General features: G+C 59.8%; 23 protein-coding genes. 12 read left to right on the top strand and 11 right to left on the bottom strand.

What is annotated here, in order from left to right; all coding sequences use genetic code 11:
* The first annotated feature begins 1 nt into the window (after position 1).
* The 5 genes from moaA to ACI512_RS21805 all read left to right on the top strand — a co-directional run bounded on the left by moaA (position 2) and on the right by ACI512_RS21805 (position 5,908).
* On the top strand, positions 2 to 988 hold the full coding sequence (gene moaA, locus ACI512_RS21825; protein WP_231808712.1) for a GTP 3',8-cyclase MoaA: 987 nt from the start codon (positions 2 to 4) through the stop codon (positions 986 to 988).
* 351 nt (positions 989 to 1,339) lie between these two features.
* Positions 1,340 to 3,340 (top strand): ribonucleoside triphosphate reductase, encoded by a 2,001-nt coding sequence (locus tag ACI512_RS21820; protein ID WP_064054564.1) that lies wholly within the window; start codon positions 1,340 to 1,342, stop codon positions 3,338 to 3,340.
* A 31-nt stretch (positions 3,341 to 3,371) separates the two neighbouring features.
* Entirely contained in the window at positions 3,372 to 3,527 is a 156-nt protein-coding gene (nrdD, locus tag ACI512_RS21815; protein ID WP_049712898.1) for an anaerobic ribonucleoside-triphosphate reductase, read from the top strand.
* Positions 3,524 to 4,219 (top strand): anaerobic ribonucleoside-triphosphate reductase activating protein, encoded by a 696-nt coding sequence (locus ACI512_RS21810; RefSeq protein ID WP_064054563.1) that lies wholly within the window; start codon positions 3,524 to 3,526, stop codon positions 4,217 to 4,219. Before nrdD ends, ACI512_RS21810 begins: the two co-directional genes overlap by 4 nt.
* A gap of 69 nt (positions 4,220 to 4,288) precedes the next feature.
* The gene (locus tag ACI512_RS21805) at positions 4,289 to 5,908 is read left to right on the top strand and encodes a methyl-accepting chemotaxis protein (RefSeq protein ID WP_236383742.1); all 1,620 of its coding nucleotides are present in this window, start codon (positions 4,289 to 4,291) and stop codon (positions 5,906 to 5,908) included.
* 317 nt (positions 5,909 to 6,225) lie between these two features.
* Here the strand turns inward: ACI512_RS21805 and ACI512_RS21800 are convergent, their stop codons facing one another.
* From ACI512_RS21800 to ACI512_RS21785, 4 genes are read right to left on the bottom strand one after another with little or no spacing between them, the layout of a single operon-like run.
* On the bottom strand, positions 6,226 to 7,566 hold the full coding sequence (locus tag ACI512_RS21800; protein ID WP_405121332.1) for a 4Fe-4S binding protein: 1,341 nt from the start codon (positions 7,564 to 7,566) through the stop codon (positions 6,226 to 6,228).
* Entirely contained in the window at positions 7,563 to 8,402 is an 840-nt protein-coding gene (locus tag ACI512_RS21795) for an FTR1 family protein (protein ID WP_236383099.1), read from the bottom strand. Before ACI512_RS21795 ends, ACI512_RS21800 begins: the two co-directional genes overlap by 4 nt.
* 9 nt (positions 8,403 to 8,411) lie before the next feature.
* On the bottom strand, positions 8,412 to 8,705 hold the full coding sequence (locus tag ACI512_RS21790) for a cupredoxin domain-containing protein (protein ID WP_405121905.1): 294 nt from the start codon (positions 8,703 to 8,705) through the stop codon (positions 8,412 to 8,414).
* A gap of 44 nt (positions 8,706 to 8,749) precedes the next feature.
* Positions 8,750 to 9,280 (bottom strand): iron transporter, encoded by a 531-nt coding sequence (locus tag ACI512_RS21785; protein WP_064054558.1) that lies wholly within the window; start codon positions 9,278 to 9,280, stop codon positions 8,750 to 8,752.
* Between the two features lie 179 nt (positions 9,281 to 9,459).
* Here ACI512_RS21785 and ACI512_RS21780 point away from each other — a divergent pair, with 179 nt between their 5' ends.
* On the top strand, positions 9,460 to 9,678 hold the full coding sequence (locus ACI512_RS21780; protein ID WP_236383109.1) for a DUF3079 domain-containing protein: 219 nt from the start codon (positions 9,460 to 9,462) through the stop codon (positions 9,676 to 9,678).
* Positions 9,679 to 9,708: 30 nt separating this feature from the next.
* Here ACI512_RS21780 and ACI512_RS21775 read toward each other — a convergent pair whose 3' ends face one another.
* Together ACI512_RS21775 and ACI512_RS21770 are read right to left on the bottom strand one after the other, a co-directional pair.
* Entirely contained in the window at positions 9,709 to 9,987 is a 279-nt protein-coding gene (locus ACI512_RS21775; RefSeq protein WP_236383111.1) for a hypothetical protein, read from the bottom strand.
* A gap of 64 nt (positions 9,988 to 10,051) precedes the next feature.
* Entirely contained in the window at positions 10,052 to 10,528 is a 477-nt protein-coding gene (locus ACI512_RS21770) for a hemerythrin domain-containing protein (protein WP_236383116.1), read from the bottom strand.
* 256 nt (positions 10,529 to 10,784) lie between these two features.
* On the opposite strand from ACI512_RS21770, the gene ACI512_RS21765 reads away from it, so the two are divergent.
* Complete coding sequence (locus ACI512_RS21765; protein ID WP_012724764.1) at positions 10,785 to 10,991, top strand: PLDc N-terminal domain-containing protein; 207 nt, start codon at positions 10,785 to 10,787, stop codon at positions 10,989 to 10,991.
* 252 nt (positions 10,992 to 11,243) lie between these two features.
* Here the strand turns inward: ACI512_RS21765 and ACI512_RS21760 are convergent, their stop codons facing one another.
* On the bottom strand, positions 11,244 to 11,804 hold the full coding sequence (locus tag ACI512_RS21760) for a type 1 glutamine amidotransferase domain-containing protein (protein ID WP_093541695.1): 561 nt from the start codon (positions 11,802 to 11,804) through the stop codon (positions 11,244 to 11,246).
* Between the two features lie 203 nt (positions 11,805 to 12,007).
* On the opposite strand from ACI512_RS21760, the gene ACI512_RS21755 reads away from it, so the two are divergent.
* The gene (locus tag ACI512_RS21755) at positions 12,008 to 12,220 is read left to right on the top strand and encodes a hypothetical protein (RefSeq protein ID WP_236383113.1); all 213 of its coding nucleotides are present in this window, start codon (positions 12,008 to 12,010) and stop codon (positions 12,218 to 12,220) included.
* 2 nt (positions 12,221 to 12,222) lie between these two features.
* Positions 12,223 to 12,657, top strand: a complete 435-nt coding sequence (locus ACI512_RS21750) for a hypothetical protein (protein WP_012724761.1) — start codon at positions 12,223 to 12,225, stop codon at positions 12,655 to 12,657.
* Positions 12,658 to 12,696: 39 nt separating this feature from the next.
* Here the strand turns inward: ACI512_RS21750 and ACI512_RS21745 are convergent, their stop codons facing one another.
* Positions 12,697 to 13,482 carry a DeoR/GlpR family DNA-binding transcription regulator gene (locus ACI512_RS21745; RefSeq protein ID WP_046034712.1) on the bottom strand — a complete coding sequence of 262 codons (786 nt, stop codon included), beginning with the start codon at positions 13,480 to 13,482 and terminating at the stop codon, positions 12,697 to 12,699.
* 121 nt (positions 13,483 to 13,603) lie between these two features.
* Here ACI512_RS21745 and ACI512_RS21740 point away from each other — a divergent pair, with 121 nt between their 5' ends.
* A complete protein-coding gene (locus tag ACI512_RS21740; RefSeq protein WP_093541697.1) occupies positions 13,604 to 14,764 on the top strand; it encodes an alpha-hydroxy acid oxidase in 1,161 nt (386 codons plus the stop codon).
* Positions 14,765 to 14,956: 192 nt separating this feature from the next.
* Here the strand turns inward: ACI512_RS21740 and ACI512_RS21735 are convergent, their stop codons facing one another.
* Positions 14,957 to 15,883, bottom strand: a complete 927-nt coding sequence (locus ACI512_RS21735; RefSeq protein ID WP_236383114.1) for an alpha/beta hydrolase — start codon at positions 15,881 to 15,883, stop codon at positions 14,957 to 14,959.
* A 162-nt stretch (positions 15,884 to 16,045) separates the two neighbouring features.
* Here ACI512_RS21735 and ACI512_RS21730 point away from each other — a divergent pair, with 162 nt between their 5' ends.
* Positions 16,046 to 16,891 carry an SDR family NAD(P)-dependent oxidoreductase gene (locus tag ACI512_RS21730; protein ID WP_405121331.1) on the top strand — a complete coding sequence of 282 codons (846 nt, stop codon included), beginning with the start codon at positions 16,046 to 16,048 and terminating at the stop codon, positions 16,889 to 16,891.
* Between the two features lie 32 nt (positions 16,892 to 16,923).
* Positions 16,924 to 17,511 carry an NUDIX domain-containing protein gene (locus tag ACI512_RS21725; protein ID WP_064054553.1) on the top strand — a complete coding sequence of 196 codons (588 nt, stop codon included), beginning with the start codon at positions 16,924 to 16,926 and terminating at the stop codon, positions 17,509 to 17,511.
* A gap of 89 nt (positions 17,512 to 17,600) precedes the next feature.
* On the opposite strand, the gene ACI512_RS21720 is transcribed toward ACI512_RS21725, so the two are convergent.
* On the bottom strand, positions 17,601 to 18,032 hold the full coding sequence (locus tag ACI512_RS21720) for a hypothetical protein (RefSeq protein ID WP_236383984.1): 432 nt from the start codon (positions 18,030 to 18,032) through the stop codon (positions 17,601 to 17,603).
* Positions 18,029 to 22,822: an RHS repeat-associated core domain-containing protein gene (locus ACI512_RS21715; protein WP_405121330.1), complete on the bottom strand. Its 4,794-nt coding sequence runs from the start codon at positions 22,820 to 22,822 to the stop codon at positions 18,029 to 18,031. Before ACI512_RS21715 ends, ACI512_RS21720 begins: the two co-directional genes overlap by 4 nt.
* Between the last annotated feature and the right edge of the window lie 46 nt (positions 22,823 to 22,868).

Genomic DNA, 22,868 nt, shown 5'->3' with positions numbered 1-22,868 from the left:
CATGAGCCTGGTGGATGGGGTGGGGCGTTCGATCGATTATCTGCGGTTGTCGGTGACCGACCGGTGTGATTTCCGCTGTGTGTACTGCATGGCGAAAAACATGACCTTCCTGCCGCGCCAGCAGGTGCTGACCCTGGAAGAACTGGAACGCCTGGCCAGGCTGTTTGTGGGGCAGGGCGTGCGCAAGATCCGCTTGACGGGTGGCGAGCCGCTGATTCGTCCCGGCATTGTCGGGTTATGCCGCAACATCGCGGCGCTGCCGGGGTTGCGTGAGTTGGTGATGACTAGCAATGGCTCGCAGCTCGCGCGCTTGGCGCGGCCGTTGGTGGAAGCGGGGGTCAAGCGCATGAACATCAGCCTCGACAGCCTGGACCCTGGACGCTTTCGCGCGATCACCCGCAATGGTGATCTGCGCCAGGTGCTGGACGGTATCGAGGCGGCGCGGGAGGCGGGGTTCGAGCGGGTCAAACTCAATTGCGTGGTGATGAAAGGGCGCAATTTCGATCAGGTGCCGGGGTTGGTGCGGTACGCGATCGAGCAGGGCATCGACATCAGTTTTATCGAGGAAATGCCGCTGGGGGATGTGGGGCGTTCGCGGGGGGAGACGTTCTGCTCCAGTGATGAAGTGCGCGCGGTGATTGCGCGCGAGCATGTGTTGCTCGACAGCACCGAAAACAGCGGCGGGCCGGCGCGGTATGTGCGGTTGGCGCGGCATCCGGGGACGCGGGTGGGGTTTATTTCGCCTAATTCGCATAATTTTTGTGGCAGCTGTAATCGGGTCAGGATGACGGTGGAGGGGCAGTTGCTGCTGTGTTTGGGGCAGGAGGATGCGCTGGATTTTCGCGGGTTGCTGCGGCGGTATCCGGTGGAGGATGGGCCGTTGGTTGAGGCGTTGCACCGGGCGTTGCGGGGGAAGCCGGTGGGGCATGATTTTACGGGGGCGGGGGAGGTGCAGGTGGTGCGGTTTATGAGTATGAGTGGGGGGTGATTGGGGCCCCCAAAAATCCCTGTCGAATTCCGGCCAGCGTGTTTGACGGGGCGTCTTAGAACCGACCGGTTTCTTACTGTCGATCTCGGTTAAATGTGGGAGGGGGCTTGCTCCCGATTGCAGTGTGTCAGTTGACGCAGCTGTGGCTGCCCCATTGCTGTCGGGAGCAAGCCCCCTCCCACAGTTTGATCTCCCTACATCAGGTGGATATCAGCCCCCCAAATAACGGATATCCCCCCAATCAAAAAACCTTGACCCCGGTCAAGGGCTACCCACCCCATCCTCCGTAGCATCACTGCATGTTGTGTTTAATTACCAAAAAATATCTATATGTAGTGCTTGGAGCCAAAAATGCAAACCACGCTCACCCCACTAACCAGCACCCGCCTACACAAACGCGACGGCAGCCTAGTCCCCTTCAACGCCGAAAAAATCCGCCAGGCCCTGATCGCCGCCGGCACCGCCACCGGCGAATACCAAGCCACCGAAGCCGACCTGCTACTGGGCGCCGTCCTCGCCCGTCTCAGAGGCATCGACCACCTGGACGTCGAACAAATCCAAGACAGCGTCGAACGCGTATTAATGGACGCCGGCTACTTCCTGTCGATGCGCGCCTACATCGTCTACCGCGAACAACACGGCCGCCTGCGCCGCGATCGCAAGACCCTGGTAGAAGTCGCCACCTCGATGAACGAATACCTCGACCGCGAAGACTGGCGCGTGCAGGCCAACGCCAACCAGGGCTATTCCCTCGGCGGCCTGGTGCTGAACGTGTCGGGCAAGGTCACCGCCAATTACTGGCTGGACGAGGTCTACAGCCAGCAGATCGGCCGTGCACACCGCGAGGCGGACTTGCATATCCATGACCTGGACATGCTCGCCGGCTACTGTGCCGGCTGGTCGCTGCGCTCACTGCTGCACGAAGGCCTCAACGGCGTACCGGGGCGTGTCGAGGCCGGGCCGCCCAAGCACTTGAGCAGTGCGTTGGGGCAGATGGTCAACTTCCTCGGCACCCTGCAAAACGAATGGGCCGGTGCCCAGGCGTTCAGCTCCTTCGACACTTACCTGGCGCCCTATGTGCGCAAAGACCAACTGAGTTACCCCGAAGTGCGCCAGGCGGTGCAGGAGTTCATCTACAACCTCAACGTGCCGTCGCGCTGGGGCACCCAGACGCCCTTTACCAACCTGACCTTCGACTGGGTGTGCCCCGAAGACTTGCGCGAGCAGGTGCCGGTGATCGGCGGCGAAGAAATGCCGTTTGCCTATGGCGACCTGCAAGCCGAAATGGAGTTGATCAACCGCGCCTACATCGAAGTCATGCAGGCCGGGGATGCCAAGGGCCGGGTGTTCACCTTTCCGATTCCTACCTACAACATCACCCATGATTTCCCCTGGGACAGCGACAACGCCGACCGCCTGTTCGAGATGACCGCGCGCTACGGTCTGCCGTATTTCCAGAACTTCCTCAATTCCGATATGCAGCCCAACCAGGTGCGCTCCATGTGCTGCCGCCTGCAGTTGGACGTGCGCGAATTGCTCAAGCGCGGCGGTGGCCTGTTCGGCTCGGCCGAGCAAACCGGCTCCCTGGGTGTGGTGACGATCAACTGCGCGCGCCTGGGCTACCTGTTCAAGGGCGACACCTCGGGCTTGCTGCAACGCTTGGACAGCCTGATGGAAATGGCCATGGAAAGCCTGGAGGTCAAGCGCAAGGTGATCCAGCACCACATGGACGCCGGCCTCTACCCCTACACCAAGCGTTACCTGGGCACTTTGCGCAATCACTTCTCCACCATCGGCCTCAACGGCATGCACGAGATGCTGCGTAACTTCAGCGGCGACGAGCAGGGCATGCACACCGTCGAGGGCCGCGCATTCGCCCTCAAGTTGCTGGACCACGTGCGCGCCACGTTACTGCGCTTCCAGGAAGACACCGGCCACCTCTACAACCTTGAGGCGACGCCGGCCGAAGGCACCACTTACCGCTTTGCCAAGGAAGACCGCAAACGCTACCCGGACATCCTGCAGGCCGGCAGTGACGTCGCGCCGTACTACACCAACTCGTCGCAATTGCCGGTGGGGTTTACCGAAGACCCGTTCGAAGCCCTGGAGCTGCAAGACGAGCTGCAATGCAAATACACCGGCGGCACGGTGTTGCACCTGTACATGGCCGAGCAGATTTCCTCGGCCCAGGCCTGCAAGCAGTTGGTGCGCAAGGCGCTGGGGCGCTTCCGCCTGCCGTACCTGACGATTACGCCGACGTTTTCCATCTGCCCGGTGCACGGCTACCTCGCCGGCGAGCACGAGTTTTGCCCCAAGTGCGATGACGTGCTGGCACTGGCCGCTCAGTCCTGAACCGACTTTCCAACCCGTAAGGAGATTCACCATGCAAGCATCCCAGCCACAACGTCAGCGCTGCGAAGTCTGGACCCGGGTGATGGGTTACCACCGGCCGGTGTCCGCGTTCAACCCCGGCAAGCAGTCCGAGCACAAGGAGCGTGTGCACTTCACTGAAACGGCCGCCGTGGCCGGGCGCCAATGAGTCGAGCACTACGGGTCGGGGGACTGGTGCCCCTGACCACCCTCGACTACCCCGGCATGCTCGCCTGTGTGCTGTTCTGCCAGGGTTGTGCCTGGCGGTGTCGTTATTGCCACAACCCGGACCTGATCCCGCCGCGCGCCAGCACGGAGGTGGATTGGCGCCGGGTGTTGCTGTTTCTGCAACGGCGCCGCGATCTGCTCGACGCGGTGGTGTTCAGCGGTGGCGAGCCGACCTTGCAGGAAGGCTTGCCGGCGGCCATGGACGAAGTGCGGGCGATGGGTTTTCGCATCGGCCTGCACAGTGCCGGAATCAAGCCGGCGGGGTTTGCCAATGCCTTGCGCCACGCCGACTGGGTCGGCTTTGACGTGAAGGCCCTGGCCGAAGACTGCCAATCGATCACCCAGGTCAAGGGCAGTGGCGTGGCCAACTGGCGCAGCCTCGACACCTTATTGGCCAGCGGCGTGGAGTACGAATGCCGCACCACGGTGCATTGGCACCTGATCGACCCACCGCGCCTGCTGTTGCTGGCCCAACGTTTGCAGGCCATGGGTGTGCAGCGTTTCGCGGTGCAGATGGTACGCACGGCCAGCATGCTCGATACGCACTTGCCCAGTGCCCCGGCACAGGCTGCGCTGCCGGAGTTATGGGGCCGATTGCGCGAGTTGTTTCCCGCGTTTGTATTGCGAGGGTGACCAGCGCCCTCCAGCGGATTTTTATAGATGCTGCCCATGGTGGGCAGGTTTTCATCAGGGAATATCAGAATGAAGCAATTAACCACGGCACAACGCATTGTCATCGGTTTCGCGATTGCGCCGTTGGCGCTGGTCGGCTTGGTGTTTTACGCCTTGCACGACCTGGCAACGCTTAAGCAGCAATCCGAGCAAATCGTGCAACAGGACTGGCCGAGAATTGCACCGATCATGGTGATCGCCACCGGTGTGCGGGATAACGGGCGCAACACCCGCGACTTGCTGATCGACCAGGACAATCAACAGGCCCAGGACGCCATCGGCACAACCCGGCAACGCATCACCCAGGCGTTCGCGACCCTTGAACCGCTGCTGGATACGGCCGAAGGCAAAGCCGCCTACGCCAACTTGAAGGCCCATCGCGAAACCTATGTGGCCGCCTTTACCCAGGTGCAGGCGCTGATCAAACAGGGCGCGCGCGAGCAGGGCCTGGCCCAGCTCAAGCAACAGGTGATGCCCGCCGAGCTTGAAGTGTTCAAGAGCCTGGACGCCCTGATGGCGATGCAAGGCCGTCTGTTTGCCGAGCGCGAACAGGCGGCGCAGGCGCTGTACGACGAGGCCCGGCGCAACATGATCGGGCTGTTCCTGTTGTGCCTGGTGCTGGTGGTGGCCGCTGCGGTGATCGTCACGCGTAGCGTGATCCGCCCCTTGGGCGGTGAGCCGGACGAAGCCGCGCGCGTCTTGAGCCATATCGCCCAGGGCGACTTGACCATTGTGGTGCCGGTCGGCAACAGCGCCGAAGGCAGCGTGATGCGCAACCTGCACCTGATGCAGCAGAGCCTCAACCAGATGGTGCGGCATATCGCGGCCTCGGTGGACGGCGTGTCCAGCTCCTCCGAGGAGTTGAGCGCGGTCAGCAGCCAGACCAGCAGTAGCATGCAGTCCCAGAGCCAAGAGATCGAACAGGCGGCCACGGCAGTCAACGAAATGACCGCCGCCGTGGATGAAGTAGCGCGTAATGCCGTGAGCACCAGCGAGGCGTCACGCCTGTCGGAACAAACCGCCCAGCGCGGCCGCGCCCAGGTGCAGGAAACCGTGGCATCGATCAACACCCTGGCCACCGGCGTGGTGGAAACCTCGGAGCGCATCCAGCAACTGGCTGGCCGCGTGCAAGACATCAGCGGTGTGCTGGAAGTGATCCGCAGCATTGCCGACCAGACTAACCTGCTGGCCCTCAACGCGGCCATCGAAGCGGCCCGTGCCGGGGATGCCGGGCGTGGGTTTGCGGTGGTCGCCGATGAGGTGCGCGCGCTGGCCCATCGTACCCAAGCGTCGACCCAGGAGATCGAGCAGATGATTGGGAATATCCGTCAGGACACTGAGCATGCGGTGGCGGCGATGCACAGCAGCAGCGAGCGGGTGCAGGCGACCCTCGGCGTGGCGCAGCGGTCGGGGGAGGCGTTGGATGAGATTACGCGGTCTATTTCGCAGATCAACGAGCGCAATATGATGATTGCCAGTGCCACGGAGGAACAGGCGCTGGTGGCGCGGGAGGTAGATCGCAACCTGGTGGGGATTCGTAACCTGTCGCAGCAGGTGTTGCAGGGGGCGTTGCATACGGAGACGGCGGGGCATGATTTGGCGGGGATGGCCGGGGCGCTGCATCAGACGGTGGGGCGGTTTAAGGTGTAGCGATTTGTATACATATCCGTTATTTAAGTAACGGCTAAGCCGGCGTCCTGCCGGGTTAGCCACGGATTCAAGCCTGCGTTCGGCCAGCTGTCGATCTCGGTTAACTGTGGGAGGGGGCTTGCTCCCGATAGCAGTGGGGCAGTTGCAGATGTATTCGCTGACACGCCGCCATCGGGGGCAAGCCCCCTCCCACAGTTTGATTTTCATACATCAGGTGGATATCAGGCTGCTTTGATCTGGCTTTTGATCTTAGGCACCCCGTTCCAAAGTGACCCGCCGTTAGCCAAATAACGGAGATGTACTCGATCCCCGCCCAATCACCATCCCCAAAACTGCAACCACCATCCACCCCCCACCCACCCATTCCCCATCACCACCCACCCCCAAGCCCGCCATCGAGGCATGCCATCAAGCTGCCGCCACGCCAACCACACACTCCAACCGATGCAGGCGCCTAACAGCAACGCCCGACCCGGCTGCACCCAAGCCAACCCCAACCCTTCATACCGCAACAACTTCACCGTGGTCGCCGACAACCCCAAAAACAACCCCGCACCACCCAAGGGCGTCAACGTCAATGCCAGGGGCCGAAACAGTGCGCGATCCCCCGCATAATGCGCCGCCGCCCGTAACAGCAGCCAGCACCCGCCGCCAATCACCAGTGCGCTGCCCACCAGATACACCACAATGCACCCCCCATCCAGCCAACTGAAACTGTCATTGCGTTGGGGATAATGCGTGAGCAACCACCAAGGCGCGTTGTCTTGCAGCGCCCACAGCCAGCCGCGATCGACCAGCCACTCGGCCAGGTATTGCTTGAGGGCGATAAACCACGGGCTGACGGTCCATTGGAATGCGCCCATGGCCAAGCCGATCACCCCGAACAGCAGCAGGCGCACATCCCAGGCCGAGCCCGGTTGATGGCGCGCCTGGAGAATTTCCTGGTTGCACGAGCGGGCGATCAATTGCACCGCGCCACGTTGCCCGCTGCAGCGGCCGCAGGCGTGGCACTCGCTTGCACCTTGCAGGCGGCGGATGTCCAGCAGCGGTGCGCAGTTGGGCAGGGGCAGGCGCGGCGCGGTGTTGGCTTTCCAGCGTTGCTCATCCACCGCGAAGTGCACCGGGGCCAGGCGAGCGAGCAAGGCGAAGACGCCGCTCACCGGGCACAGGTAGCGGCACCACACACGTTTACCGCGCATGAACAGCAGGCCCACGACGACGGCGGCCACGGTCGAGCCGCCGAGGATCAGCAGCGCGGCCTGGGCGTAGTCATACACGCTGATCAGTTGACCGTAGAGGGTGGTCAGGCAAAACCCCAGCGTGGGCCAGCCGCCCCAGCGCAGCCAGCGCGGGATGCCCAGGCCACGTCCGTGCTGGCTGGCCCATTCGCTCAATGCGCCTTCGGGGCACAGCACGCCGCACCACAAGCGCCCGAAAAACACCATGGACAGCAACACAAACGGCCACCAGATCCCCCAGAAGATGAACTGTGCGAGCAACGTCAGGTTGTTCACCATGCGCGCCTGGCTGTCCGGTAACGGCAGCAAGACCGGCAACACCAACAGCACGGCGTACACCAGCACCACCGCCCATTGCACGACACGGATCAATCGGGCATGGCGGCGCATGCCATCCCCCAGCTGCTGCAGCCAGCTCATGCCGCGTGCCGAGACCGGCGCAAGCCGTTGCCTACCAGCAGCCAGTAGCCGAGCAGCACCAGCAGGGTGATCAGGCTGGGGGCCGCGCGGTATCCGGCAAAATCGGCGAGCAGGGCGCCCAGGCCGTGGCTGTCACTGAGCAGGGCGCTGCTGTCCCAACGGCTGTCGCCGAAGGCCGAATACACCCATTCGGGCATGTCCATGGCGAGCAATTGCCCGCTGATGCGGTCCACGGCGGCTACCAGCAAGGCGCCGCCCAGCAGCAACAGCAGGGCTTCGCTGAGGGCGAAAAAATGCGCCCAAGACATCCAGCGACGCGTGCTGCGCAACAGCACCACCGTCAGCCCTGCCAACACCAGGCCCAGCACACCGCCGAGGGCGAACAGGCCCAGCGCCTCGCTGTGCAGGCGCGCGCCGGCGCCGTACAGGAACACTACGGTTTCACTGCCTTCGCGGCTCACCGCCAGCAGCGCCAGTAGCATCACCCCCCAGCCGCCGTGGTGGGCCAGACGCTGATCGGCTTCGCTGACCAGTCGGTGTTTGAGCGTGGGCCCATGGCGATGCATCCAGAACACCATCTGCACCATCAACCCGCTGGCGACCAGCGTGAGTGTCGCTTGCAGCCATTCCCCCTCGGGGCCGGTCATGGCTTCACCGGCCCATAACATCAACCCTGCCAACCCGGCGGAGCCCAGTAACCCCAACAGCACCCCGGCCCACAGGAAACGCGCCAGGCGTGAGTGGCCGCGCTGGCAACTGATCCAGGCTTGCAGAATCCCGATCACCAACAGCGCCTCAACGCTTTCGCGCCACACAATAAACATCGACGTGTTCATCAACGGCTCCTATTCGGCGAGGATGCTGCCTTCGGGCAACTGTGGGTTGAATTCGTCAAAGAACGGGTACACGCCCGGCTTGAGCGGGTGGATCACCACAAAGGTGGTGACGCCGGGCGACAAGACTTTCTCCACGCGCAGCGGTGTGCTTTCGAATTCGGCCGGGCCTTGGCCGAAGTTTTTCAGCACGATCTTGAAGCGCTCACCGGCCTTCACCGCCAGTTGCGGCGGGCTGAAATGACCGTCTTGCAGGGTCAGTTCATAGCTGGGCAACGGTGCCGCCAAGGCCACGCCGCTCAGCATCAGGCAGCCCGGCAACAGGTAGCCCGGCAATAGGGCGCGGCGCATCAATAACCGCCTTTCTTGCCGATACCGGCGTAGACGAATGCGTAGTGCACTTCGCAGCGTTCGAACCAGGGCGCGACCCCGGTTTCCTTGTCGGTGTGGCGGCCCAGTGAGTGGTGGCCGGCAGGTGGTAATACGCTGAAGGTGAGGGTGTATTGGCCGGGGCCTTGCAGTTTGACGTTATCGCCGTAGTGCGGGCCGTCGTTGGCGACCATGGCGTGGAAGTCGCCCTTGATGGGGGTGTCACTGCCTTGCTTTTTCAGCGAGAACGACAGGTTCAGGTAAGGCACGAAACTGCCTTCCTGAAAACCCTGGGCGTTGTCTGCCGTGGCACGCACATCGGCTTCCAGGTGCACATCGGAATCAGCGGTGGCGCGCATCATGCCGGTGGGCTCCATCTCGATCGGTTGCAGGTACACCGCGCCGATCTCCAACCCAGGGCAGTGTTGGGGCTCGCCGATCGGGTACTCCTTGGCGAGCGCCGCAGAGGTGCTCAACAACAAGACGATGGGCAGTAAAGAGAGGGTACGCATGGAGGCTTCCTGACGTGTGAAGGGAGAGAGCCCGAGTCTAGGAAGGTCTGCTGTGAATAATAATGATTCTTGTCAAGTTCAGGCGATATTTCATGCTTGCCGACCTTGATGTCGGTCAAGGTCGCGCAGGCTACGGGAGGGTAGGGTGTGATGACCGTTCGCCGCCAGGGAAGCTGTTCATGGCCAAGCCTTTTCCGCTGCACCCCAAGCACCCGGAGCGCATCTGCTGGGGCTGCGACCGCTACTGTGCCGCGACTGACCTGGCCTGCGGCAACGGCGCCGACCGCACCATGCATCCCGCGGAAATGCTCGGCGATGATTGGTACGAACACGGCGACTGGGGACTCGCGCCTGAGCCTGATGCCGTTGAGCCATTAACTATCAAAAGCGCACAGTAACGCTGAGGCGAGGGTTCTCCCTTTAAAGCATCAGCTGCCTGAACGGGGTTTTTCCTGGGGGGCTTTTTGGCGGTCGACAGGCTTAGCGGTTTTGGTCGGCTGCTTGTCGGGCGCTTTGGTTTTCTTGGCGCTGTCGGAGGGGCTGCTGGGGTAGGTCCCCGGCGGCAGGGCGGAACCGGCGGCGCTGTCACCGCTCAAGGCGTTGGCGGCAGGCTCGGGGTTATCGCCGAAGGCGGCGAGGGCAGGGCCGGTGAGCAAGGCTGACAGGCCGACGATAAGCAAAATCCTTTGGGACGATGTGGTCTTCATGACGCAATCCCCTATCGTGATGGAGCAAAAGCCTGGAAAGCTCCAGGCTCTGGTCATGCCGCGATCAAGCCGCCATTGGCTTGGTCGACTGCGACTTTTTATGCGCTGCTTTCATGGCTTCCATCTCAGCGCCCAACTCTTCAAGCAACACCTTGCCCAGCAGTTTTTTAGCCTGCGGGAACATGTCGGTTTCCTCTTCTTCAATATGGTGCTCGAGCAATTCCTTGACCACTTTGACGCGGCCGGAAAACTCGGTTGTCGAGGGCTCGGTCTGTTTCAGGTCCGGCAGCACCAGGGCGTCGACGGTGCGGTGCTCTTCCTTGGCCTCGTGGTACATGATGTCTTGTTCCTTGCCGCCCGCCTTCCGGAAGGCCGGGTAGAGGATTTCTTCTTCCAGCTTAGTGTGCAGGCTGATTTCCGCTTCGAGCTTGGCCAGCAGCTCAGTGCGCTTTTTAACCCCGCGCTCGGTGGACTCACTCAATTGAGTCAACAGGGCCTTCACGCGTTCGTGGTCGGCTTTGAGCAGGTCAATGGCATTCATGGGTGACACCTCACGGGAAAACTCAGGGCGCGTCGACATGCACGCCTCGTCCAGTGGAGTAGTGCATCAGTTGTACCAACTTGAGCTTTTTGAAATCGTTTTGTAATTCAATGGGCTACCGATGATGAGCAACAGTGCCTGTCGTGCAGGTTGCATGGTCGGCCCCCAGACGCGTTGCATTCCACCACGTCGGAAAATTTTAATGAACCCTCGGCGCCGATGCTTGACCTAACGCATACGACCTAGGAGGTGAAGCATGGAAATTCAATATATCTGGATCGGCTTGGCGGTGATTCTGCTGCTATTGGAATTGTGGGCAATCAATGTCGTCCTGCGCAGCACCGGGGGCTGGGAGACTAAGGGGCTGTGGCTGGTGATTCTGATCTTTGTGCCGCTGCTTGGCCTGATCGCCTGGGCGATGTTCGGGCCTAAACGCGAGATGCCGGAGCAGCGTAAGAGTTAATCCATAAGTGAAAAAAAACAGGCGCCATCGAGGCTAATACCAGTCAGTTAAGGGCAAACACTGTACCTGTGGCGAGGGAGCTTGCTCCCGTTGGGCCGCGAAGCGGCCCCAGCACTTTGTTTAAAAAGGCTGGGACTGCTGCGCAGTCCAACGGGAGAGAGCTCCCTCGCCACAGGTTATTTTTTACCCTTTCTACGTTTTAACGGACTGGCATTACGCGATCGAGGCGCCTGTTTTCGTTCAGCGGCATTATCAACCGGCGACGGCCTTGGCAATCGCCTGGTTGAATGCCGGCAGGTCATCCGGCGTGCGCGACGTAATCAACGTCCAACCGTTGGCCTGGCATTCCTTGACCTCGGCATCGACCCACCCGGCAGCGCCGGCGTTTTCCAGGTCAATGCGCACGCTTTTGTAGGAGGTGAGGGTTTTGCCCTTGATCACGCCGGCGTCAATCAGCGCCCACGGCCCGTGACAGATCGCCGCCACGGTTTTACCCGCTTTGACGAACTCATTGATCAGCTTCAAAGCGGTCGTATCCTGACGCAGGGTGTCGGCGTTGACTGTGCCGCCGGGGATCACCAGCGCATCGAAATCCGCACCCGAGAGCTCGGACAGTTTGGCGTCGGACTCTACGGTCTGATCCTTCTCGGTGTCGCCGACGAAGGTTTGGGTGGTGCCGCCATCGCTGGAGCCGTGTGTCACCGTCGCGCCATAGCCACGCAATGCTTCCAACGGTTTGAGCAGTTCGTCACGCTCGATGCCGGTGTTGGACGTGATGACCAGAATCTTTTTGCCGTTGAGGTGTGAACTCATGATCGAGTGTCTCCTGATGGGTGAACGAAAGAGGGGATATGGGAGAGTTGATTGGGCTCAGGAGGCAAAGGTTTAAATTAATTTGCGCTTATTTCTTGGACGGTTGGCGCGCGCAATTTCCTTGAACTATCCAAATTCACTGAGTTCTGCTGAACACCTGCCCGCGTTTTTTTTGTGGGCCTTCAATGACTTGGAGATAGACCATGACCACCGACAAAACCCCTGCGCCGATCAGCTCTGAAGAGGCTCAGAACGGCTCGGAAAAACCCGCCAAGGGCCAGACCCTGGAACGCCCGAACCCGAAGACCGAAACCGTCGATAAAGTCCTCACGCCCACCTCGATCAAAGACATCGAACGCCAGACGGATGCGATCAACGAACAGGCCGCCAAGGCCGAGCGCAAGCTGGGCCATTGAGCATGGCCCGTGCTATCAGCGCCTCGGAGTTGGGCATTGAACTCAAGCCTGACGATGACGCCAGCCTGTTCAAGTGGTTTGTGGCAAGTTTCCTGATGGGCAAGCGCATCCAGGCACCGATTGCGGCGCAGGCGTACAAGGTGATCGTCGAGGAGGAGGGGCGCGACACTGCGCGCAAGTTGCAGCATTGCACCTCGCGGGAATTGGTCACGATGCTGGGACGTGCCCATTACGTGCGCTATGACGAAACCACCGCGCAGCGCCTGTTGGATCTGAGTGCCAAATTGAACGCTGAGTACGCCGGTCGGATCACGCGGATGCGCAGTGCCAGCGAAGACCGTGAAGCCTTTGAAAAACGCCTGGGCGAATTCGAAGGCGTGGGGCCTAAAACCATCGAGATTTTCATGCGCGATGCGGCCAAGGTGTTGCGCTGGTGAGTGCGCGGTCAGTCAAGGGCGAACACGCTACTGTTTTGCTCACTCAACCTCTACCCGCAGCACCTCCAACCCTAATTGCTCATACGCCTCCACACTCGGCACGTGCCACTCGGTAATCAATGTGTGAATGCGGCTGCACGGCGCCACCACAAAGGGCTCCACCGCGCCGAGTTTGTCGGCCATGGTCACCGCCACCACGTGGGAGGCGCTGTCGAGCAGGGCTTGCTTGACCGCCACTTCATCAAAATGCAGCGAGCTGATGCCCACTTGCGGGTGCAGCGCGCAGACACCGGTAAACAGCAGGTCGGCCTTGATGCTCTGGATCATGCGCACGGTCTCGTGGCCGCTGGTGGACAGGGTCGCCGGGTTGAGTTGGCCACCCGTCAGTATCACCTTCACATCGGGATGGTCGGCCAAGGCGATCGCGATCATGGGCGACGGTGTGACCACGGTCAGGCGCATTGAACGGGGCAATGACTGGGCGATCTGCAACGTGGTGGAGCCGGAATCGAACAGCACGATCTGGCCCTCTTCCACGCGTTCAGCGGCCAGTCGTGCGAGGCGGCGCTTGGCCTCGTTGGTCTCGCCGACACGGGTGAAGAAGTCTTTGCCGGTGTCCTTCGGCCGGGGCAGGGCGCCGCCGTGCACACGTTGCAACAGGCCGGCGGCAGCGAGCTCGCCGAGGTCACGGCGAATGGTGTCCTGGGAAACGGCGAAGTGTTCGACCAATTCCGACGCGGTAACTTTGCCGTCGCGTTCCAGCAGCAACAGGATCTTTTGTTTGCGCAAAGAAGGCAGGTCGATGGCGTGATGAGTGTTATGCATTATTTTGCGTCTTTATGCGGGTTTGTGCGAGATTAGACGCGCACTGGTATAAACGCAATGGCTGGTTGCGCGGCCGATGGGCGGTTACTCTCAGCATTCAGTTCAGGGAGAGGTGACCTAGATGTCGTTGATTACCACCATCGAAGACTTACGCAAGCTGGCGCAAAAACGTGTCCCACGCATGTTCTACGACTACGCCGATTCCGGCTCCTGGACTGAGAGCACCTACCGCGCCAACGAAAGCGATTTTGCCCGCATAAAATTCCGCCAGCGCGTGGCGCGCAATATCGATGAGCGCTCAATCCGCGCCACTATGATCGGCCAGGACATGGCCATGCCGGTGGCGTTGGCACCGACCGGATTGGCCGGTATGCAGCATGCCGATGGCGAGATCCTGACTGCCCGTGCCGCCGCCGCGTTCGGCCTGCGCTACACCTTGTCGACCATGAGCATCTGCTCTTTGGAAGACATCGCCGAACAGGTTGGCCAGCCGTTCTGGTTCCAGCTGTACGTGATGCGCGACCGCGCCTTTGTCGAACAATTGATCGAACGTGCCAAAGCTGCCGGTGTGGACGCATTGGTGCTGACCCTCGACCTGCAGATCCTCGGGCAACGCCACAAAGACCTGATCAACGGCCTGTCGGCGCCGCCCAAACTGACCCTGCCGAATATCCTCAACATGGCCACCAAGCCGCGTTGGGTGATGGGCATGCTCGGCACCCAGCGGCGTGGCTTTGGCAACATTGTCGGGCATGTCAAAGGTGTCGCCGACATGAGTTCGCTCTCTTCCTGGACGGCCCAGCAATTCGACCCCCGCCTGAGCTGGGACGACGTGGCGTGGATCAAGCAATGCTGGGGCGGCAAGTTGATCATCAAGGGCATCCTCGATGTGGAAGACGCGCGCCTTGCGGCGAACTCCGGCGCCGATGCACTGGTGGTGAGCAACCACGGCGGCCGTCAGCTGGATGGAGCACCGTCGAGCATCAGCCAGTTGCCGGCGATTGTGGAGGCGGTGGGTGAGCGCATTGAAGTGTGGCTCGATGGTGGCATTCGTTCCGGTCAGGATGTGCTCAAGGCGATGGCGTTGGGCGCCAAAGGCACCATGATCGGTCGAGCGCATTTGTATGGCTTGGGTGCGATGGGCGAAGCGGGTGTGACCAAGGCGCTTCAGATCATCGCCCGTGAGTTGGACGTGTCGATGGCGTTGTGTGGGTATAACGATATACGCGATGTGAATCGCGAGATTTTGTTGCCGGGTACATTTCCTGAAAGCGTTTATTGAGCAAAAAAAACGTAAAAATATAAAAAGAGTTGTCCACGAAAACCGTGGGTATCTCTGTGGATAACTTTGCGAAGCCCCGGCAGGGTTGGCGATTTAAGCCGAGATCAATATTTGATCAACTTCTGATTTGGCCCAGCATGGGCTGGGTTTGCGCTTGACAGGCAAGCGCGAACCCAGTGCCGAAAAGCGTTTTTATGAGTCGCCGCTGCGACCTGTGGAGTGCGTGACCACCTGGGCCGGCATCTTCGCTTGCATCAGTTTCTCCAATGCCTGGCCATAGCTGCGACCGGCGAGGCTCATGCTGTTGTTATGGCTGGCGCCGGGCACCAGTAACAGCCGTTTGGGTTCCCGGGCGGCTTCAAATAACTGTTGGCTGAAGCGCGGCGGTACGTAGCGGTCGTCGAGGCCATGCACCACCAGCAGTGGCATATGGATGTCGGCGATCTTGTCAATGGAATCGAATTTCTGCGACAGCAGCCAGCGCACCGGTAGAGAGGTGTTCGCTACGGCGGTGGCCACATCCGCCAGCGAGGTAAAGGTGGATTCGATCACCAGCCCGCGTACGGGCAACGGCATCTGTTTACCCAGTTCTGCAGCCAGGTCGATGGCCACCGCGCCACCGAGCGAGTGCCCGTAGATCAGGCGTTTTTGCGGATCGGGTTGCAGCGCCTGGAAACGCTCCCAGGCGATACGCGCGTCTTCGTACACCGTGGTTTCCGACGGCAGCTCGCCGCGGCTTTGGCCGAAACCACGATAGTCGATGGCCAGCACCGAGTAGCCCAGGGCATGCAATTGCTCGATGCGAAACAGCTGCCCTGTGAGGTTCCAGCGTACGCCGTGCAGGTAGAGAATCGCAGGTGCGTCTTTGTTGTCTGCCGGGTACCACCAGCCATGAATGTTCTGCCCCGATTTGAGACTGGCGGGCTTGAGTTCGAATTCCTGCACGGCCTTGGGCAAGCCGCTGTACCAACTGGCGGTGCCCGGTTCGATGCGAAATACCAGCTCGCGCTCCTTGTGTTGCAACATCGCGCAACCCACCGGCAGGCCGACGATCAACAGTGCCATGCACAGCAGGGGAAACCAGCGCAGGCTCAGGCGCGACAGAAAACGTGAAGACATGAAGGTTCCTGGAAAAAGGTGAAGCAGGGGTTTTACCAGATGGCTTGCAGAGGCAGGAATTAATTCGACAGCCGTCCACCGGGATTGCTTGCAAAGTGTTACAGCATTGAACAAACGGTGCACGGGTTGTTAGGGTGGGCAGCCGAACAGGAGAGCAAGCACATGGATTTCACAGGCAAAACCGCTATCGTCACCGGCGGTGCACGCGGGCTGGGACTCAGCTATGCACGGGCACTGGCCCTGGGCGGTGCGCGCGTGGTGATCAGTGATATCGGCGCCGACACTGCCGGTGCAGGCAGCGATGCGTCGGTGGTTCTGGCAGCGGCCGAGGCCTTGCAGGCCGAAGGGCTGACGGTGATCGGCCACGGGGGTGACCTGTCCACGAACGAGGGCTGCGAGCAACTGATTGCGTATACCCTCGAGACATTCGGCCAACTCGATATCCTGATCCACAACGCCGGCTGGGTGGGTTACCAGAACATCGCAGACCTCGACGCCGCTTTCCTTGAGCGTGCCATGGCGATCAACCTCTACGCGCCGCTGTGGCTGTGCAAGCACGCCTGGCCGCACCTGCTGCATTCATCGGCGCCGCGCATCATCCTCACCACCTCCGACCGCGCCATGTACGCGCAGTACGAGCAAACCGGCCTGGTGGCCTACAGCGCCGGCAAGATGGCGCAATTAGGGATCATGAACGCGTTGAGTCATGAAGGCTTGGATGCGGGGCTCAAAGTCAATGCGATCTCGCCGGTGGCCAAGACCCGCATGTGGGGTGTGACTGACGAGCCGGATGAACTCAAGCCGGAGTGGGTGACGCCGGGCGTGCTGTTTCTCGCCTCGACGCAGTGCGAAGACACGGGTTACATCGTGCGGGCCAGCAATGGACAATTCACGGCCACGCGGTTTACGGAAAATCCTGGTGTGGAATACCCGCGCAATCTGGCTCGCATCAAAGCGGACAGTGCTGAAGCCGTCGCCGCCGCCTGGCCGCGTATCAAACAAGCGTGAAAACGATCACTCCCTTGAGTAAAGACCCCACCATGGACAACAGCCCCGTTCGCATCACCGCCGAAGAGACGCTTTCGGAAAACTGGTACCTGCTGAAAAAGTACAGCTTCGACCTGCGCCGCCGCGACGGCAGTTGGCAAGCCCAAACCCGCGAGGTGTACGACCGCGGCAACGGCGCGACCATTCTGCTGTACAACCGCGAGCAGCGCACGGTGCTGCTGATTCGCCAGTTTCGCATGCCCACGTTCGTCAACGATTACCACGGCTACCTGATCGAAGCGGCGGCCGGCTTGCTCGACAATGCCAGCCCCGAAGAGCGGATCCGCCTGGAAGCGGAAGAAGAAACCGGCTACCGCGTGGGGCATGTGGAGAAGATCTATGCGGCCTTCATGAGCCCGGGGTCGGTGACGGAGCGGATTCACTTTTTCATGGGTGAATATCAGCCGGGTGATCGGGTTGGGACTGGCGGTGGCTTGGAAGAGGAGGGCGAAGATATCGAAGTGCTGGAGCTGGGCTTTGAAGAGGCTTTGGCATGGGTGCAAAACGGCGAGATTGCCGATGGCAAGACCATCATGCTGTTGCAGCATCTGGAATTGCGGATGCTTAAAGAAGGCTGGTAACCCCGCCTATTGAGGGGGGCACGATCATTGTAGTGAGCAGGCTTGCCCTGCGCTGGGCTGCGAAGCAGCCCAAAATCACCCGCTCAGAATCAGTCTGTGTCGTCGCTCGAGTCTAAGGGCTCAGGTCGGTGGGCACCTATAGACACTATCCATTCTTCATAAAATTTTTGTTGTTCCCGTGGGTCGTTTGTCAGGTTGTACTCCTCATGTTCAAATATATGAACCAAGTCTTCGCGTGTTGTGCGTTTTCCAAGTGTTAACTCATATGCAACCATTCCTCCGCTCATTTGTGAGGCCATACTTGAAGGCCTCACATTTATTTTGGCGCCTTTGCAAAGGAATTTTATATGAGGAAAATCAATTCTGATTTTGGCCAGGCAAAGATACATGTCGTCTGCGGTATATGTTTTTTCGAAATTATCTGCCTCGGAGAATTTAAGTTTTGTACGTGAAGAGTCATATTGAAACGTGACGTATTGTTCTACGTTATTTATTATTGCTTTGACTTTTTTTGTTTTCATTTTACTTTCCTGTTCGGGTTCGGAATTGAATAGCCCACGTAGCCCCCGTCTCGCCTCATAGGGGTTACGCCCAATATATTTTCTGTGTCAATTTTACTTTGTATGGCAATTTCTGCCTCGTTGTCAAAAGGTGCTAATTTTCCAAGCTCTTTGTTTATGTCTCGACCAGGGATTTTTTTCAATGCGTAAAGAAATCCTTTTCGTGTTCCATATCTAGTCGCGAAATCGATCGCGGTAATCTTAGATGGCGAGGTACTTATGAAGTTGCTCGGAGGGTTGTTGCTGTCGAGTGCGTGCAAGTATAAGTCATTGCTATTTCCCTTGCTTTTGAATCCATGTTGAAAGACATGATCTGGATTTTTTTGGTCTCCGCGATATAGGTATTCGGTGCTAGCACCCTTAGGTGGCCTAGGTTCTCCCTTGTCCACGGATGTTGTTTCCGTGGTAAGAGCAGCTTCAGTTTTTGGCTTGCAACTATCTCCGCCAGGACATGGGCTTAAGCCTAACGGATCCACCCACCCCGTAGGATTGGGCACGTACAGGTACGCGTTGATCCCCCCCGCCAGCTTCACCGGGTCCGGCGTCAGGTACCGACCAATATCCGGATGGTAGTAGCGATGGCGGTTGTAGTGCAGTCCGCTTTCTTGATCGAAGTATTGGCCCTGGAAGCGCAGCGGGTTGTCGATTTTTCCTATGTCGAGCCGGGTGATTTCGCCGTACGCGCGGTAGTGCGCGGACCAGACAATTTCTCCGTCGGTGTCGGTGAGTTCTTGCGGGGTGCCAAGGTGGTCGAGCTGGTAATGGTAGGCCTTGGTTTCCTTTGGGCCAAAGCCTTCCAGCAGGACGAGCGGGCGGAAGGTTTCGGGTTCGTAGACATAGCTGCGGTGTCGCTCCGCGTGGTGTTCGGCGATGAGTGTGTCGCCTTGCCAGAAGAACTCGGTGGTTACGTCGTTGACGGTTTTGCTGATACGCCGCCCAAACGGGTCGTAGCGGTAGCTGGCGGTCTGGCCGTTAGGTTGGGTGATGCCGATCAGCCGATGCTGGCAGTCGTAGCGGTACTCGGTGACAAGTTGATGACCTTTGCCGCGGCGTTCGCGAATGAGATTGCCGAAGGCGTCGTAGTCGTAGTGGTGGTCGCCTTGGATCATCAGGCGATTGCCCGCCACGATGTCGGGGCCGGGGCGGTTTTGCATGAGCAGGTTGCCGGCGGGGTCGTGGCCGAAGCGTTCTGGCTCGCCTTGGGAGTGGTCGGCGCGGGTGAGGCGGCTTAGTGGGTCGTAGTGGTAGTGGTGCTCGCCTTTGCGGGTGTCGAGCAGGCGGGTGAGGTTGCCGGATTTGTCGTAGTCGTAATGACGGCGGTACACCGGGCCTTCGGCATCGCCGATGCTTTGGTTGAACAGGCGGCCTTGGTGGTCGTGTTGGTAAGTGCTGAGCAGTTTGCCTTGGGTACGTTGTTGTTCGCGGCCAGCGTTGAATTGGTGTGAGGTCAGTACTGCGCCATTCAGTTCAACCGTGGAAAGGTGGCCGCCTTTGTCGTGGTTGAAGGTGAGGCGGTTGTTGTCGGGCAGGCGAAGGTTTGTTAGTTGGCCGCAAGCGTCGTAGCCGTAGCGCAGGGTTCCCCAGCCTTGGTGTTCGGCGGTGAGGCGGTTTTGGACGTCGTATTCGTAGGCTAAAAACCAATTACCGTCGTCAACGCTGAGGAGATTGCCCTGACGGTCGTAGGCATAGTCGACGGCACCACCATCAGGCAGGGTTTTTCTTACGAGCCGACCGGCATGGTCGCGCTCGTAGCGGGTAACCAACTGACTGCCGTCATCGCCGTGTTCGGTCTTTTCCTGAAGGTTACCGTTGAGGTCGTAAACGTAGGCCGTGCGCTGGCCGTCAAACCCGGTTTCCTGCTGGATCAGGCCGTTGCTGTGGTACTGAAGTCGGTAGGTTTCGCCAACCTCGTTTTCGATCTCGGTCAGCAACAAACGCACGTTGTCGTAGCGGTAGTTGACCTGGCTGCCATCGGCGTTGAGGCGGCGGCTGATCAGGTGCAGGCCGTCAGCGTATTCGTAGCGGGTGACGTTCCCCAGTTCATCGCGTTCGGAAGTGATTTTTCCGTAGGGGTTGTAGCGGTACTCGCGCGTGTCACCGCCGGGATTGGTCAGTTTTACCAGGCGACCTGCTGCATCCCACAGATACTGGGTCAGCGCCCCATGTTCATCCTCCCGGGCCACCTGCCGGCCAAGATCGTCATAGCGATAACGCTTGATCCCACCATTCGGCAACTGCTCCTCAAGCAACTGCCCACGTTCATTCCAAACCAACTTCTGACAGCTGTGATCGGGATACCAAACCCCAACCAACTGCCCATATTTGTTGTAGCTGTAGTCAGTAGCGTGACCATCAGGATCGGTCCTGCGAATAACATCGCCCTGATCATTGCGCTCATACTTCCAAACCGCTTCACCACGCCGCACAACCCGTACGAACCCATTGTCATGCTCGTAGGTCGTAGGCTCATCCTCCCCCGGAAACAACGCCACCAAGCGTCCGGCTTCGTCGTACTGATACGCCGTCACCGCCCCCAGCGGGTCCTGCTCAACCGTCAGCCGGCCTTTTTCATCGTAGGATTTAAAGTGCTCGGCACCGTCCGGATCCACCCGCTGCACCAGCCGCGCCCGCTGATCATGGACATAGACTTCTTGGCTGCCGTCGACGTTAAACACCGTGACCTGCCCGTTGTCATCCCAGGCATACCGCGTGTCCATCTGCGAAAAACTGGCCCAATGCCGCACACACCGCGCCGCCTTACCAGCCCGCTCCCACTCCCAGTAGAAACTCGCCCCACCGGCCAAACCACGCTCAAGAATGACGTGCTGTTCGTCGTACCGATAAACCTCGCGTTCACCGACAGCATTGGTCGCAGAAACCAGTCGTCCAGCACCGTCATAGGTGTAGGAAACAACGGTCTGTTCCGTCACCCAAACATACGGACCCTCATCGACGATGCGTTGAATTTGGTAGTCCACCGCCACGACCCGACCCGATGCATAGCGCAAAAACAGCGAGCGCCCCACACCGTTATCCAGCCGCTCAATGCGCCCCAAAAAATCCCGGGCAATACACAGCCGGTTGTCATACGCATCGCTGATCGCCGTCAGCACACCGTCGCGAAAGTGGTAGAACCGTGACGACTGAGCCAGCACCAGTTCATCAGGCAACGACCCCAAGTAGATCGCCGCTTCCGCCAAACTATTGGTGATTGCGGGGCGAGAAACCGTAGGCAAGGGCAGGGTGGTCGACCGATTCTCATGATCGGTCCACACCACCGAATCACCGGAAACAGCAAGCCGATGCGCCAGCGAGTGACTCCAGCCAAACCCCAACCCACAATCCACTTCCACCGCACTGGTGCGGTACAACCGCGTCCACTCAAACGGCAACACCCCGTCCAACGCCCCATCGGTCAGCGTCAGCAGTTCCTCCCCGGTGACCATCGACACCGGGCAACCGTTAGTGGCTGTTTTGTCCGAAGACGCGGCCGCCTCTTCAGCCGGGTTCTTAGCAACAGCCGGCACGTCATCCACAGGCTCTTGCCGAACCAACACCGTCCGCTGCTTGGGCTTGTCCCGAACCACCGGCACCGGGTTGGCAACCACTTGATCCCCAGCCTTCAACGGCACAGCCGGAATCGTCTTGATCGTCGTTGCCTGGCTACTGAGCAATATCGGCTTAGCCACCTGCGTGTGATCATCCGCACGAAACTTCCCGAACTGCCCAGCCATGTGCTCCAACCATCTGCGCGCATGCTGAGACTTGATGCTGCCCAGCACCTTCGTACCGATGCGCACCGCCATCCCCATCCCGGCGGTAGCGAGACACAGCACCACATTGATCAATACTTCGGCGCTGATTTCCCCCAGCAACTCGTTCATGTAGGGCGGCGGCAACATCCGCATCCAACTGACCATTGCCGACAGATAGATGAACAACAGCGGCTCATCGCTCAGCACCATCAAGCCCTTTGCAAGGCTTTCGGTACCGAGCTTCAACAGCTTTTCAAATTCATCCTGGGACAAGTAATGCAGCAGTTTTTCGGCATGCCCCAATGGGTCCAAAAACCACTGCAGCATCTGCTGAATGTTGTCCCAGAGTGAGTACAGCGCCTTACCAAACCCGCGTGCGTAGCCTTGATGCAGTGAGAGGTAGCGCTTGAGAACGTTGGCCTCGGAATAGCCCTTCCACAACGGTTCGAAGGTGGTGCCCCATTCACTGCGCAGCCAGCCTTCCAGCGGCTCGATAACCGACTGGTAAGAGGCGTACAACGCCTTGAAATGCGCTGTGGACACGTTGGGGTAGAAACTGACTCGGTACTGCTGGTTGCGATCACATTCCGTGATTTCGAGAATGCCGCTGGGGCCGATGGTCTTATGGAGGGGGTCGCCCAGCGGGCCACCCTTGGGGTCGATGCGTTGCAGCATCACTGGCGTATTGCCAATTGGCACGAATCGAGCGCTCTGGAACATATGCACCAGGGTCAACGTGCCGTTGGCCTGGCAGGTTGCGGTGGTGGTGCTGGGAAACAGGGAGTGGTTGATCGGCGCGACCAGCGCCACTTCATGTCCAACCTTGAAGACTTGCTCGATATCCAGCGCCGAAAAGCTGAAAAAGCTCTCCGCCCAGGCGTCGTAGTGATTGAGGCAGCGCTTGAAGTCGCTGATCACGGATTCGACGTCTCGCGTCTTTGAATCCAGGGCGGCCAGTACCAAAAAACCAATGGTTTGGCTGGTCAATTCGATCATGAGGCCGCCCCATCAACCGGGGCCCAAACCAATAACGCCATCTGCA

The organism is Pseudomonas petroselini, assembly GCF_045037875.1.
Lineage (GTDB): Bacteria > Pseudomonadota > Gammaproteobacteria > Pseudomonadales > Pseudomonadaceae > Aquipseudomonas > Aquipseudomonas petroselini.
Note: the sequence above shows the minus strand (reverse complement) of the source record. Positions and strands in the feature narration are given on the sequence as shown.